The following is a 14,324-nucleotide window of genomic DNA, read 5'->3' as shown; positions in this document are numbered from 1 at the left end:
AGGGAGATACGCCATGTACCACTACTTCATCGAAGGCCTGCAACGCCTCGGCCGCGCGCTGATGCTGCCGATCGCGATCCTGCCGATTGCCGGCCTGTTGCTGCGCCTGGGCGACACCGACCTGCTGAACATCGCGATCATCCATGACGCCGGCCAGGTGATCTTCGCCAACCTGGCGATGATCTTCGCCATCGGCATCGCAGTCGGTTTCGCCAAGGACAACAACGGCACCGCAGGCCTGGCCGGAGTCATTGGCTACCTAGTGATGATCTCCACCCTCAAGGTGCTCGACGCGAGCATCAACATGGGCATGCTCGCCGGGATCGTCAGCGGCTTGATGGCGGGCGCGCTGTACAACCGTTTCAAGGACATCAAACTGCCGGAGTACCTGGCGTTCTTCGGCGGCCGGCGCTTCGTGCCGATTGTCACCGGGTTCGCCGCCGTCGGCCTGGGCGTCATCTTTGGCTTGATCTGGCCGCCCATACAACACGGCATCAACAGCTTCGGTGTGTTGATGCTGGAAAGCGGCAGCATCGGCGCCTTCATTTTCGGCGTGCTCAACCGCCTGCTGATCGTCACCGGCCTGCATCACATCATCAACAACATGGCCTGGTTCGTCTTCGGCAATTTCACCGACCCGACCACGGGCGCCCTCGTGACCGGCGATATTTCGCGCTACTTTGCCGGCGACCCCAAGGGTGGCCAATTCACCACCGGCATGTTCCCGATGATGCTCTTCGGCCTGCCCGCCGCCTGCCTGGCGATGTACCGCAACGCCCTGCCGGAACGGCGCAAAGTCATGGGCGGGATCTTCCTGTCCATGGCGCTCACCTCGTTCCTCACCGGCGTGACCGAACCCGTCGAATTCGCCTTCATGTTCCTCGCGCCACTGCTCTTTTTACTGCACGCGCTGCTAACGGGTTTGTCGATGGCCCTCACCAACCTGTTGAACATCCACCTCGGCTTTACCTTCTCCGGTGGCTTTATCGACATGATTCTCGGCTGGGGTAAATCCACCAATGGCTGGCTGGTGGTGCCGGTGGGGCTGGCGTATGCGGTGATCTACTACGTGGTGTTCGATTTCTGCATTCGCCGCTTCAACCTCAAGACCCCGGGGCGTGAAGACATTCCAACGGGCGACAAAGTCGTCGTCGCCGATAGCGAGCGGGCTGGCGCTTACATCAAGGCGCTGGGTGGTGCGCAGAATTTGATCACCGTGGGTGCCTGCACCACTCGGTTGCGGCTGGACATGGTGGATCGCAACAAGGCAAACGATGCGCAGTTGAAAGCGCTGGGTGCGATGGCGGTGGTGCGTCCGGGCAAGGGTGGGAGTTTGCAGGTGGTGGTCGGGCCGATGGCGGACAGCATTGCCGATGAGATTCGCTTGGCGATGCCTGCGTTGGGGCGCGCGATCATTTCCTCCCCCGCTGCGGTGATCGATGTACCGAAACCTGCGGCGATGGCAAATACAGAAGCACAGCAATGGCTGAACGCTTTGGGTGGCGGCGAGAACGTGTTGCAGATGGATTGCATCGCCATGACCCGGATTCGATTGCAACTGGCGGATGGCAAGGCGTTGTCGGAATGTGATCTGAAGGCGTTGGGTTGCCAGGGCGTCAGTCAGTTGGAGGGAGGGATTTGGCATCTACTGATTGGCGACAAGGCATCGAGTTTGAGTGATGCGCTGGATGCGTTGGTGAATCGCAGCGAGGTGAGTGCCAAGGTTTAACCCACGCCCCCTGTAGGAGCTGTCGAGTGAAACGAGGCTGCGATCTTTTGATTTTGATTTTTCAAGGTCAAAAGATCGCAGCCTCGTTTCACTCGACAGCTCCTACAAGGGGTGTGTGCATTCATTTGTTCAGGCAACAAAAAACCCGCTGAACGCAAATTCAACGGGTTTCTCAATTCAGCGGCAGGCAGATCAAAAATCCTCCAACCGCCACACCTCATAAGCCGGCGTCTCATAGGGATGACTCTGCTTCAGAGCCACCACCACCGCCCGAATCAACTCGTCACTGACCACAAGCTCAACCTTCCATTCCTCAACCTGCTCGACCTGCCCCGCTTCCCCAATGAACGGCTGACTGCCATCCAATGGACGAAACTGGCCGAGGCCGAGCACTTGCCAGGCGCAATGGTCGTACACGCCGATCCGTCCGCCACCGGCGGCGAATACGGCACTTTTCACGTCTTCGACGTGACTGGTTGGAACAAAAAAACTGAGCTTGTACACAGCGCTTAGTTCACCCGCTCTTAGTTCACCCAGACCCGCGCATTACGGAACATACGCATCCAAGGTGCGTCTTCGTTCCAGTCTTCCGAACGCCACGAGTTCTGCACCGCGCGGAACACACGCTCCGGGTGCGGCATCATGATCGTCACGCGACCGTCGCGGCTGGTCAAACCGGTGATCCCGCGCGGCGAGCCGTTCGGGTTGGCCGGGTAGTTTTCGGTGACCTTGCCGTGGTTGTCGACAAAACGCATCGCCACGCAACCCGACAGATCAGCTTCCAGCAACGCTTCTTCGCTGGCGAACTCGGCATGACCTTCACCGTGAGCAATAGCGATCGGCATACGCGAACCGGCCATGCCCTGCAGGAAGATCGAGTTCGATTCCTGAACCTGAACCATCGCCACACGGGCTTCGAACTGCTCGGAACGGTTACGCACAAAGTGCGGCCAGAACTCGCTGCCCGGGATCAGCTCGTGCAAGTTGGACATCATCTGGCAACCGTTGCACACGCCGAGGGTGAAGCTGTCGGTACGTTCGAAGAAGCCCTGGAACGCATCGCGAGCGCGGCTGTTGAACAGCGCGGACTTGGCCCAGCCTTCGCCGGCGCCGAGAACGTCGCCGTAGGAGAAACCACCGCACGCCACCAGACCTTTGAACTCGTTCAGGTCGACACGGCCGGCCAGAATGTCGCTCATGTGCACGTCGATCGCGTTGAAACCGGCGCGGTCGAACGCGGCCGCCATTTCCACCTGACCGTTGACGCCCTGCTCACGCAGCACGGCAACCTGTGGGCGGATGCCTTTCTTGATGTAAGGCGCGGCGACGTCCTGGTTGACGTCGTAGCTGAGCTTGACGCTCAGGCCCGGGTTGTCTTCTTGCAGCAGCACGTCGAACTCTTGTTCGGCGCAGTCGGCGTTATCACGCAGCCGCTGGATCTGGTAGCTGGTCTCAGCCCATTGACGCTGCAGCAGACGACGCTGACCTTCAAAGACGGTTTCGCCGTTGAAGGTGATGCTGATCTGGCCGTTGTTCATCGGCTGACCGATCACCGACACGCACTCGCCCAGACCGGCAGCGCTGAACTGCGCGAGGATGTCTGGAGTAGCGTCCTGGCGAACCTGGATCACGGCGCCCAGTTCTTCGTTGAACAGGATCGCGGCGATGTCGGCAGAAGTCTCTGCCAGACCGTCGAGGTTCAGGCTCAGACCGCAATGGCCGGCGAAGGCCATTTCCACGGTGCTGGTCAACAGACCACCGTCGGAACGGTCGTGGTAAGCCAGCAGGTGACCGTCGGCGTTGAGGCCCTGGATCACGGCGAAGAAGGCTTTGAGGTCTTCGGCATCGTCGACGTCCGGCGCTTGCGAACCGAGCTTGCCGTGAACCTGAGCCAGGATCGAGGCGCCCATCCGGTTCTGGCCACGGCCCAGATCGATCAGGATCAGGTCGGTGGTGCCCTTGTCCATGCGCAGTTCCGGCGTCAGGGTCTGACGGATGTCAGCCACAGGCGCGAAACCGGTCACGATCAGGGACATCGGCGAGGTCACGGTCTTGTCGACGCCTTCGTCGTTCCAGCGCGTGGCCATGGACATGGAGTCCTTGCCCACCGGAATGGTGATGCCGAGGTCCGGGCACAACTCCATACCGACCGCTTTCACGGTGTCGTACAGACGCGCGTCTTCACCCGGGTGACCGGCAGCGGACATCCAGTTCGCCGACAGTTTGATGTCGGAGATCTTGTTAATGCGCGAAGCCGCGATGTTGGTCAGGGTTTCGCCGATGGCCATACGGCCCGACGCCGGAGCGTCCAGCAGTGCCAGCGGAGTGCGCTCGCCCATGGCCATGGCTTCACCGGTGTAGACGTCGAAGCTGGTGGCGGTGACGGCAACGTCGGCCACCGGAACCTGCCACGGGCCGACCATCTGATCACGGGCCACGAGGCCGGTGATGGTGCGGTCGCCGATGGTGATCAGGAAGCTTTTGCTCGCCACGGCCGGGTGATGCAGAACGCGTTCGACGCAGTCTGCGATCTCCAGGGTCGACGGATCGAAATCGTCGCCCATTTCATTTTCGCGAACGGCCGAACGGTGCATGCGTGGGGCTTTGCCCAGCAGCACTTCGAGTGGCATGTCCACCGGGCTGTTACCGAAGTGGCTGTCGGTGACCGTCAGTTGCGGCTCGGCAGTGGCTTCGCCGACGACGGCGAACGGGCAACGCTCGCGCTCGCAGATCGCCTGGAAGCGTTCGAAGTCAGCCGGGCCGACCGCCAGAACATAGCGTTCCTGGGATTCGTTACTCCAGATTTCGTGCGGGGCCATGCCCGGCTCGTCGTTTGGAATGTTGCGCAGTTCGAAGCGACCGCCACGGTTGCCATCGTTGACCAGTTCCGGGAAGGCGTTGGACAGACCGCCCGCGCCGACGTCGTGGATGAAGCTGATCGGGTTGTGTTCACCCAACTGCCAGCAACGGTCGATGACTTCCTGGCAGCGACGTTCCATTTCCGGGTTTTCGCGCTGTACGGAAGCGAAGTCCAGGTCTGCCGAGCTGGTGCCGGTGGCCATGGAGGAAGCCGCGCCGCCGCCCAGGCCGATCAGCATCGCCGGGCCGCCGAGCACGATCAGCTTGGAGCCAACGGTGATCTCGCCTTTCTGCACGTGTTCGGCACGGATGTTACCCATACCGCCGGCCAGCATGATCGGCTTGTGGTAACCGCGAACTTCGTCGCCACGCGGGGTGGTGATCGACTGTTCGAAGGTACGGAAGTAACCGGTCAGGGCCGGACGACCGAATTCGTTGTTGAACGCGGCGCCACCCAGTGGGCCTTCGATCATGATGTCCAGCGCGGTAACGATGCGCTCAGGCTTGCCGTACGGCACTTCCCACGGCTGTTCGAAGCCCGGGATTTGCAGGTTGGACACGGTGAAACCGGTCAGGCCAGCCTTTGGCTTGGCACCACGGCCGGTTGCGCCTTCGTCGCGAATCTCGCCACCGGAACCGGTGGATGCGCCCGGGAACGGGGCAATCGCAGTCGGGTGGTTGTGCGTTTCGACTTTCATCAAGATGTGCACCGGTTCCTGCACCGCGCCGTACTGGCGGGTTTCAGGGTCCGGGAAGAAACGACCGGCGACGTTGCCGACGATCACCGATGCGTTGTCCTTATAAGCCGACAGAACGCCTTCGCTGTGCATCACGTAGGTGTTCTTGATCATGCCGAACAGGCTTTTTTCCTGGCTCTGACCGTCGATGTCCCAACTGGCGTTGAAGATCTTGTGACGGCAGTGCTCGGAGTTCGCCTGGGCGAACATCATCAGTTCGATGTCGTGGGGGTTGCGCTTCAAGCCGACGAAGGCGTTGACCAGGTAGTCGATCTCGTCTTCGGCCAGGGCCAGGCCCAGCTCGGTGTTGGCTTTTTCCAGCGCGGCGCGGCCGCCACCCAGCACGTCGATTGCGGTCAACGGTTTCGGCTCGGCATGGCTGAACAGGCCGGCTGCTTGTTCAAGGTTGTCGAGGACGATCTGGGTCATGCGGTCGTGCAGCGCATCGGAGATCAGCTGCGCTTCGGCGTCGCTGAACTGGCCGGCGACGTAGAACGCAATACCGCGCTCCAGGCGCTGGATTTTCGTCAGGCCGCAGTTGCGAGCGATGTCGCTGGCTTTACTGGACCATGGCGAGATGGTGCCGAACCGCGGCAACACCAGAAACAGACGACCGGTCGGCTCTTGAACCGGAACACTTGGGCCGTACTTCAGAAGGCGCGCGAGCACCTGCTGTTCGTCGCCGGTCAGGACGCCGGTAACTTCGGCGAAGTGAGCGAATTCAGCATACAAGCCACTGACAGCCGGAACTTTCTGGCTCAGTTGCTCAAGGAGTTTGCTGTGGCGAAAGGCAGAAAGGGCAGGAGCGCCGCGCAGGATCAACATCTTCGGGACAGCCTCGGGAAGGGGTGTGCTTTGAGGCCGTGCATTCTAGCCTAAACAGGCCGCGACATCACCCGAAACGGTACGGGCGGCTGCACCCGGGCGTCGGGCCGGGTGTTCGGACATAAAACAGGCGCACGTCGAGCGATATTTTTTCTGTCACAAAATGCTGCTCGGGCCCATTCCTGCGGGCTCCGGAGCGGTTTTCAGTTGCCTAGCAGACAAGCCCTTCGCTGTCGAGATATGGCGCTCGTGGTCCTTTGCGTATACTGCGCAGATGTTTTCCCCAACGGCTTTGCGTCCGCGGTTCGCCAAATGGCTGATCGCAACCGGACTCTTCCTGGTGCTCAGTGGCTGTGTTGATAAACCCAACACGCTGGAGCGCGTAAAGGAGGATGGCGTGCTGCGGGTGGTTACCCGTAACAGCCCCGCCACCTACTTTCAGGATCGCAACGGTGAAACCGGCTTCGAATACGAGCTGGTGAAGCGCTTCGCCGACGATCTGGGGGTGGAACTCAAAATCGAAACCGCCGACAACCTCGACGACCTGTTCAATCAGGTGGGCAAGCCCAACGGCCCGGTGATCGCTGCTGCCGGCCTGGTCAGCAGCGAAGTACGTAAAAAGCAGGTGCGGTTTTCCCACTCCTATCTCGAAGTCACCCCGCAGGTCATCTATCGCAACGGCCAATCCCGGCCGACCGACGCGAAGGATCTGGTGGGCAAGAAGATCATGGTGCTCAAGGGCAGCACCCACGCCGAGCAATTGGCGGAGCTGAAAAAGAAATATCCCGGCATTGAATACGAAGAGTCCGACGCCGTTGAAGTCGTCGACTTGCTGCGGATGGTCGATGAAGATCAGATAGACCTGACCCTGGTCGATTCAAACGAAGTCGCGATGAACCAGGTCTACTTCCCCAACGTGCGGGTAGCCTTCGACCTCGGTGACGCCAGCAACCAGAGCTGGGCGGTGGCCGCTGGCGACGACAACAGCTTGCTCAACGAGATCAACGACTACCTCGACAAGGTGAAGAAAAACGGCACCTTGCAGCGTCTGAAAGACCGCTATTACGGGCACGTCGATGTACTGGGTTACATGGGCGCCACCACCTTCGCCCAACACTTGCAGCAACGTCTGCCCAAATACGAACAGCACTTCAAGGCGTACGCCAAGAAAGAGAAAGTCGATTGGCGCTTGCTGGCCGCGGTCGGTTATCAGGAATCGCTATGGCAAGCGGCCGTCACGTCGAAGACTGGCGTGCGCGGCCTGATGATGCTGACCCAGAACACTGCGCAGGCCATGGGTGTGTCTAATCGACTGGACCCTAAACAAAGCATCATGGGTGGCGCCAAGTACCTGGCCTACATGAAGGATCAGCTGGATGAGTCGATCCAGGAGCCGGATCGCACATGGTTTGCACTGGCGGCCTACAACGTTGGCAGCGGTCATCTGGATGACGCGCGCAAACTGGCGGCCAAGGAAGGACTGAACCCGAACAAGTGGCTGGACGTGAAAAAGATCCTGCCGCGCCTGTCCGAGAAGAAGTGGTTCAGCAAAACCCGTTACGGCTATGCCCGTGGCGGCGAACCCGTTCACTTTGTGGCGAACATCCGTCGCTACTACGACATCCTGACCTGGGTGACGCAGCCGCAGCTTGAAGGCAATCAGGTCGCCGAAGGCAACCTGCATGTGCCGGGGGTCGACAAGACCAAGCCAAATCCGGAAACCCCACAGCTTTAAATCTTCGCAGCCTTCAAAGACGCCATCGCGGGCAAGCCTTGCTCCTACAGGTCCGGGTGAACGAAAGTTGTGCGTTCGACACGGACCTGTAGGAGCAAGGCTTGCCCGCGATGGCAGCGCCGCCGACGTCAGCCCTTGAGCGCAGCAGCCAGGATCAGTGCTTTCATTTCAGACACCGCCGACTTGAACCCGACGAACAACGCATGAGCCACCAGCGCGTGGCCGATGTTCAGTTCGTTGATGCCCTTGATCGCCGCTACAGCTTCAACGTTGTGATAGTGCAGACCGTGGCCAGCATTGACGATCAAACCTTGAGCCAGACCAAACGCCACGCCATCCGCCACACGCTTGAGCTCTTCAGCCACATCGGTCGGCGTCTCGGCATCGGCATAACGACCGGTATGCAGTTCAATAGCCGGCGCACCAACACGACGGGACGCTTCGATCTGCCGCTCGTCAGCATCAATGAACAGCGACACTTCACAGCCGATTTTCGCCAGACGATCCACCGCCGCCTTGATCCGCGCTTCCTGCCCCGCCACGTCCAGACCACCTTCGGTCGTCAGCTCTTGACGGGTTTCCGGCACCAGGCAAATGTGCGCCGGGCGGATGCGCTCGGCGAACGCCATCATCTCCTCGGTCACGCCCATTTCGAAGTTCATGCGGGTTTGCAGCACATCCTTGAGCAGCAACACGTCGCGCTCCTGAATGTGCCGACGGTCTTCGCGCAGGTGCACGGTTATGCCGTCAGCGCCCGCCTCTTCCGCGTCCAGTGCTGCCTTGACCGGATCCGGATAGCGAGTGCCCCGGGCCTGACGCAGGGTGGCAACATGGTCGATGTTCACGCCAAGAAGAATGCGATTGCTGGTGGTCACGGAAGCGCTCCTGAAGAAGGGAAAGTTCGGTGCACAGCATACACGGGGAGATAGGGTCTGTTGATGTTTGGCAGCGGCCGCGACGGATGACCACTTGGTGCAGGGCAAGGCGCGAGGAACATAGTTTGGTTGTTCCAAATAAGTTCCGAGCAACGCAGCCTTGCGCCAAGTGGGCGCCCGGCGCGGCCGCTGCCAAGCATCAACAGACCCTACGGCTTGCGAAACAACTCGCGACTTACCAAGGGACGACCGCCCAGATGAACGGCCAGTGCCTGGCGCATCAATCGCTTGGCTGCCGATAGCGCGCCGGGGGCTGACCAATCTGCATCGGCCATGGCCAACAGTTCGGTGCCGTTGAACAGACCGGGTTGCAGCAGGTAGACCCGTTCGAGCCCCGCATCCACTTGCAGACGGTAGAGACCATCCGGCGCGATGGGCTCGCCATGAATGTCGGTAGTCAGAGCGAAGCCGTAACCCAAGTCATCCAGCAGCCGCCATTCGAAGGAACGCAACAACGGTTCCAGCGGACGACCTTCAGCAAGCGCAAGCAGGGTCGCGGCGTAATGGTCAAACACAGCGGGATGCGGGTCTTCGGACGGCAGCAGCCGAATCAACAGCTCATTGAGGTAGAGACCGCTGAACAGCGCCTCACCATTGAGCCAGGTGGAGACGCCAGCGCTTTCCATGCGCCCGACATTCTTCAACTCACCACGCCCACGGAATTCGACTTCCAGCGGCACGAACGGCCGTGCCAACGTCCCGGCCTTGCCCCGCGCACTGCGCAACACCGCCCGCAGCCGGCCTTGCGGCGTGAGGAAATCCACCAATGCGCTGTTCTCGCGGTAAGCGCGGGAGTGGAGCACGAAGGCGGGTTGGCCGATGGGAGGGGTTTGGGACATGGAAGTCAGCGTTCTCAATGAGTCAGCACAGATTTATAAACCACCCAAAACCAATGTGGGAGCGAGCCTGCTCGCGATGAGGGCATGACATTCAACATTGATGTTGACTGGCAGACCGCTATCGCGAGCAGGCTCGCTCCCACAGGGTACTTCGGTGTATCAGGAACCGGTGTTACAGGTCGCCGTAACCCAGCGAACGCAAGGCGCGCTCATCGTCGGACCAGCCGCCTTTCACCTTGACCCAGAGGTTGAGCATGATCTTGGAGTCGAACAGCAACTCCATGTCCTTGCGTGCCTCGGTGCCGATGCGCTTGATCCGCTCACCCTTGTCGCCAATGATGATTTTCTTCTGGCCGTCGCGCTCGACGAGGATCAAGGCATGGATGTGCAGGGTTTTGCCCTGTTGCTTGAACTCTTCGATTTCGACGGTGATCTGGTACGGCAGCTCGGCGCCCATCTGGCGCATGATTTTCTCGCGTACCAGTTCAGCGGCGAGGAAGCGGCTGCTGCGGTCGGTGATCTGGTCTTCCGGGAAGAAGTGATCGTTTTCTGGCAGGTAACCAGCAATCACGCGCTCCAGCGTTTCGAGGTTATGCCCGTGCTGGGCCGAGATCGGCATGATCTGCGCGTTCGGCAACTGTTCCTGCAACCAGGTCAGGTGCGGCATCAGCTCGGCTTTGTCTTCGATGCGGTCAGTCTTGTTCAGCGCCACGATCAGCGGGCCGGTCACGTATTGAACGCGCTCGAGGACCATCTGGTCTTCGTCGGTCCACTTGGTGCGGTCAACCACGAAGATCACCACGTCGACGTCTTTCAGCGCTGCCGAAGCGGTCTTGTTCATGTAGCGGTTCAGGGCTTTCTCGCCACCTTTGTGCATGCCGGGGGTGTCGACGTAGATCGCCTGCACGGCGCCCTCGGTCTTGATGCCGAGCATATTGTGGCGAGTGGTCTGAGGCTTGCGCGAGGTGATCGCCAGCTTCTGACCGAGGATGTGGTTCAGCAGCGTGGACTTGCCCACGTTGGGACGGCCGACGATGGCGACATAGCCACAGCGAGTTGCAGTTGAATCAGTCATGGCCATTCTCCACGCCCAGGGCAATCAGTGCTGCAGCGGCCGCTACCTGTTCGGCAATACGACGGCTCACACCCTGACCTCGGCTTTTTTCATTCAGTAAGGTGATTTCACATTCGACGAAGAACGTCCGGCAATGCGGCTCACCCTGGATATCCACCACTTCGTAACGCGGCAGTTCGCAACCACGGGACTGCAAGAACTCTTGCAGGCGGGTTTTTGGATCTTTGTTGGTGTCGACCAGCGTCAGGCCTTCGAACTCCCCGGCCAGCCAGGCCAACACGCGTTCACGTGCCATGTCCATGCCGGCATCCAGGTAGATCGCACCAATCAGCGCTTCAAGGGCATCGGCCAGAATCGACTCGCGACGGAACCCGCCGCTTTTCAATTCACCGGAACCCAGGCGCAGGTATTCGCCCAGATCGAAACCACGAGCCAGTACGGCCAGGGTCTCGCCTTTCACCAGGCGTGCGCGCAAGCGCGACAACTGACCTTCGCGGGCCAGCGGGAAGCGATCGAACAGCGCCTCGCCAGCGACGAAGTTAAGGATGGCATCACCGAGGAATTCCAGGCGTTCGTTGTTACGCCCGGCAAAACTGCGGTGAGTCAGGGCCAGGACCATCAGTTCCTGATCCTTGAAGGTGTAGCCGAGCTGACGCTCTAGACGGCTTAAGGAGACGCTCACGGTTTACCCACGCTGAGTTCGTGGCTGGATTCCACCGCCATCGCCGTGGTGCGGCGCAGGCTTGGGACAATTAACGCTGTGTTCAAAAATTACGTCCTGAATATCATTGTTTTCATGCGTCTGGCGTCGATTGTGCCGACTCCAGAAATGCATTCGGCGCTGTGTTCAACAGCGCCGTGTTTGATTACTTGATCAGGCCAACCCGCGAGAAATTCGGCAGGTGACTGAGTTTGGGTTCCGGCCAGCTCATCCAGACTGCAAAGGCCTTGCCGACGATATTCTTGTCGGGAACCATGCCCAGCAGATCCTTGGGAATGCTCGGATCATCCCAGTAGCGACTGTCGTTCGAGTTGTCGCGGTTGTCGCCCATCATGAAGTAGTGCCCGGCAGGCACGGTCCATGTATGGTCCGGCGATGCACGATAGCGGCTCATTTCCTTGCGGATCAGGTGCTCGGCGATGCCGAGTTTTTCCTTGTAGAGCTCAGCGCTGCCCAACGTGCCCGGCTCGGAGCCGACCAGTTGTTCGGCAATCGACTCACCGTTGACGAACAGACGCTTGTCGGCGGTGTAACGAATCTGGTCACCCGGCAGGCCCACCACACGTTTAATGTAGTTGACGTTCGGATCGCTCGGGTAGCGGAACACCATCACATCGCCGCGCTGTGGATCACCGACTTCGATGACTTTCTTGTCGATCACCGGCAAGCGGATCCCGTAAGAAAACTTGTTCACCAGAATGAAGTCGCCAACATCCAGTGTAGGTTTCATCGAGCCCGAAGGAATCTGGAACGGTTCCACCAGGAACGAGCGCAGTACCAGCACGATGAACAACACCGGGAAGAACGACTTGCCGTATTCGACCAGCAGCGGCTCTTTGTTCAGTTTCTCGACCACCACCATGTCAGCCTGGCTGACGCTACCCTGGTAAGAGTTAATGGCAGCCCGGCGCCGTGGCGCCAGGAACAGCAGATCGAGCAACGCCAACAGGCCGCAGACGAACACGGCGATGACCAGCAACAGCGGGAAATTTAGTGACATAGGACCTAACTATCCAACCTGAGCACTGCAAGGAAGGCTTCTTGTGGAATTTCCACGTTACCGACTTGCTTCATGCGTTTTTTACCGGCCTTTTGCTTTTCCAGCAGTTTTTTCTTACGGCTAACGTCACCGCCGTAGCATTTGGCCAATACGTTCTTTCTGAGTGCCTTGACGGAAGTCCGCGCAATGATCTGCCCGCCAATGGCGGCCTGGATTGCGACGTCGAACATCTGACGTGGAATCAGTTCTTTCATCTTCTCGGTCAGCTGGCGACCTTTGTAGTGCGCGTTATCCTTGTGCACGATCAACGCCAGGGCGTCGACCTTGTCACCGTTGATCAGCACATCCAGTTTCACCAGATTAGCCGATTGATAACGATCGAAATGGTAATCCAGCGAAGCATAGCCACGGCTGGTGGATTTCAGACGGTCGAAGAAGTCCAGGACCACTTCGTTCATCGGCAAATCGTAGGTCACCTGGACCTGGGTACCGAGGAACAGCATGTCGTGCTGGACGCCACGCTTCTCGATGCACAGGGTAATGACGTTGCCCAGGTGCTCTTGCGGCACAAGAATATTGGCCCGCACGATCGGTTCACGCATGTCTTCGATCGAGGACAGGTCTGGCAGCTTCGACGGGTTGTCGACGTAAATCGTTTCGCCGGTTTTCAGCAGCAGCTCGAAAATTACCGTCGGCGCCGTGGTGATCAGGTCCAGGTCGTACTCGCGCTCCAGGCGCTCCTGGATGATTTCCATGTGCAGCATGCCGAGGAACCCGCAACGGAAGCCGAAGCCCAGTGCGTCGGAGCTTTCCGGGGTGTATTGCAGGGACGAGTCGTTGAGCGTGAGCTTTTGCAGGGCTTCACGGAAATCTTCGAAGTCGTCGGAGCTGACCGGGAACAGGCCGGCGTATACCTGCGGCTGAATGCGTTTGAAGCCTGGCAGCACGTCGACGTCCGGCGTGGAGCTCAAGGTCAGGGTGTCACCGACCGGCGCACCGTGAATGTCCTTGATGCCAGCGATGATGAAGCCCACTTCGCCGGCCTTCAGGTCAACGGTGGCGGTGTGTTTCGGGTTGAAGACACCGACGCTGTCCACGAGGTGGATCTTGCCGGTGGACTTGACCAGGATCTTGTCGCCCTTCTTCACACGACCGTGGCGCACGCGAACCAGGGAAACAACGCCCAGGTAGTTGTCGAACCAGGAGTCGATGATCAACGCTTGCAGCGGATCTTCATAGTTGCCGGTCGGCGCAGGAATGGTCTTGACCAGACGCTCCAGCACTTCGTCGACGCCCAGACCGGTCTTGGCACTGCACTCGACCGCGTCGGTGGCATCGATGCCGATGATTTTTTCGATTTCTTCTTTCACGCGGTCCGGATCGGCCTGAGGCAGGTCGATCTTGTTCAGGACCGGCATCACTTCCAGGCCCTGCTCAATCGCGGTGTAGCAGTTGGCTACCGACTGCGCTTCAACGCCCTGACCGGCATCGACCACCAGCAACGCGCCTTCACAGGCCGCCAGCGACCGGCTGACTTCATAGGTGAAGTCGACGTGGCCCGGGGTGTCAATGAAGTTCAGCTGGTACTTGATGCCATCGCGAGCGGTGTAATACAGGGTGACGCTGTGGGCCTTGATGGTGATCCCGCGTTCACGTTCCAGGTCCATGGAGTCCAGAACCTGGGCTTCCATTTCGCGCTCGGCAAGGCCGCCACACATCTGGATGAAGCGATCGGCCAGCGTCGACTTGCCATGGTCAATGTGGGCGATGATGGAGAAATTGCGGATATGACTCAAATCACTCACGGATCAACACTCAAAAAGGCTGCAGGCATAGCCCGCCGAAAAATAGCCGGGAATTGTACCTGAT

General features: G+C 59.6%; 10 protein-coding genes. 2 read left to right on the top strand and 8 right to left on the bottom strand.

The features are described 5' to 3' along the window. Positions 1 to 13: 13 nt before the first annotated feature. Positions 14 to 1,729 (top strand): N-acetylglucosamine-specific PTS transporter subunit IIBC, encoded by a 1,716-nt coding sequence (gene nagE / locus PMI27_RS08520; RefSeq protein ID WP_008151588.1) that lies wholly within the window; start codon positions 14 to 16, stop codon positions 1,727 to 1,729. 192 nt (positions 1,730 to 1,921) lie between these two features. Here nagE and PMI27_RS08525 read toward each other — a convergent pair whose 3' ends face one another. Both PMI27_RS08525 and purL read right to left on the bottom strand, forming a co-directional pair. Continuing rightward, the gene (locus PMI27_RS08525; protein WP_008151586.1) at positions 1,922 to 2,233 is read right to left on the bottom strand and encodes a Nif3-like dinuclear metal center hexameric protein; all 312 of its coding nucleotides are present in this window, start codon (positions 2,231 to 2,233) and stop codon (positions 1,922 to 1,924) included. Positions 2,234 to 2,253: 20 nt separating this feature from the next. Then, positions 2,254 to 6,150, bottom strand: coding sequence for a phosphoribosylformylglycinamidine synthase (gene purL / locus PMI27_RS08530; RefSeq protein WP_008151585.1), 3,897 nt, complete (start codon positions 6,148 to 6,150; stop codon positions 2,254 to 2,256). 274 nt (positions 6,151 to 6,424) lie between these two features. Between purL and mltF the strand changes: the two genes are divergently transcribed. Next, positions 6,425 to 7,885: a membrane-bound lytic murein transglycosylase MltF gene (gene mltF, locus PMI27_RS08535; RefSeq protein ID WP_033053427.1), complete on the top strand. Its 1,461-nt coding sequence runs from the start codon at positions 6,425 to 6,427 to the stop codon at positions 7,883 to 7,885. 128 nt (positions 7,886 to 8,013) lie between these two features. Here mltF and pdxJ read toward each other — a convergent pair whose 3' ends face one another. From pdxJ to lepA, 6 genes are all read right to left on the bottom strand, one after another. Beyond that, on the bottom strand, positions 8,014 to 8,760 hold the full coding sequence (gene pdxJ / locus PMI27_RS08540; RefSeq protein ID WP_008151581.1) for a pyridoxine 5'-phosphate synthase: 747 nt from the start codon (positions 8,758 to 8,760) through the stop codon (positions 8,014 to 8,016). 209 nt (positions 8,761 to 8,969) lie between these two features. Continuing rightward, positions 8,970 to 9,659, bottom strand: coding sequence for a DNA repair protein RecO (recO, locus tag PMI27_RS08545; RefSeq protein ID WP_008151579.1), 690 nt, complete (start codon positions 9,657 to 9,659; stop codon positions 8,970 to 8,972). A 172-nt stretch (positions 9,660 to 9,831) separates the two neighbouring features. Beyond that, the gene (gene era, locus PMI27_RS08550; RefSeq protein WP_008151577.1) at positions 9,832 to 10,734 is read right to left on the bottom strand and encodes a GTPase Era; all 903 of its coding nucleotides are present in this window, start codon (positions 10,732 to 10,734) and stop codon (positions 9,832 to 9,834) included. Continuing rightward, the gene (gene rnc, locus PMI27_RS08555; RefSeq protein WP_033053426.1) at positions 10,727 to 11,416 is read right to left on the bottom strand and encodes a ribonuclease III; all 690 of its coding nucleotides are present in this window, start codon (positions 11,414 to 11,416) and stop codon (positions 10,727 to 10,729) included. The genes era and rnc overlap by 8 nt, the downstream gene beginning before the upstream one ends. A 184-nt stretch (positions 11,417 to 11,600) precedes the next feature. Then, positions 11,601 to 12,455, bottom strand: coding sequence for a signal peptidase I (gene lepB, locus PMI27_RS08560; RefSeq protein WP_008151574.1), 855 nt, complete (start codon positions 12,453 to 12,455; stop codon positions 11,601 to 11,603). A gap of 5 nt (positions 12,456 to 12,460) precedes the next feature. Continuing rightward, positions 12,461 to 14,260: a translation elongation factor 4 gene (lepA, locus tag PMI27_RS08565; RefSeq protein WP_008151572.1), complete on the bottom strand. Its 1,800-nt coding sequence runs from the start codon at positions 14,258 to 14,260 to the stop codon at positions 12,461 to 12,463. Positions 14,261 to 14,324: the final 64 nt, after the last annotated feature.

This window comes from Pseudomonas sp. GM41(2012), from assembly GCF_000282315.2.
In the GTDB taxonomy this organism is placed as follows: domain Bacteria; phylum Pseudomonadota; class Gammaproteobacteria; order Pseudomonadales; family Pseudomonadaceae; genus Aquipseudomonas.
The sequence above is the reverse complement of the archived record's forward strand: the minus strand, read 5'-3'. Positions and strand labels throughout refer to the sequence as shown.

Bases quoted from the DNA above. Each gene is read 5' to 3' on its own strand.
- purL (WP_008151585.1), bottom strand. From the start codon at position 6,150: ATGTTGATCCTGCGCGGCGCTCCTGCCCTTTCTGCCTTTCGCCACAGC.
- recO (WP_008151579.1), bottom strand. From the start codon at position 9,659: ATGTCCCAAACCCCTCCCATCGGCCAACCCGCCTTCGTGCTCCACTCC.
- nagE (WP_008151588.1), top strand. From the start codon at position 14: ATGTACCACTACTTCATCGAAGGCCTGCAACGCCTCGGCCGCGCGCTG.
- era (WP_008151577.1), bottom strand. From the start codon at position 10,734: ATGACTGATTCAACTGCAACTCGCTGTGGCTATGTCGCCATCGTCGGC.
- mltF (WP_033053427.1), top strand. From the start codon at position 6,425: ATGTTTTCCCCAACGGCTTTGCGTCCGCGGTTCGCCAAATGGCTGATC.
- lepB (WP_008151574.1), bottom strand. From the start codon at position 12,455: ATGTCACTAAATTTCCCGCTGTTGCTGGTCATCGCCGTGTTCGTCTGC.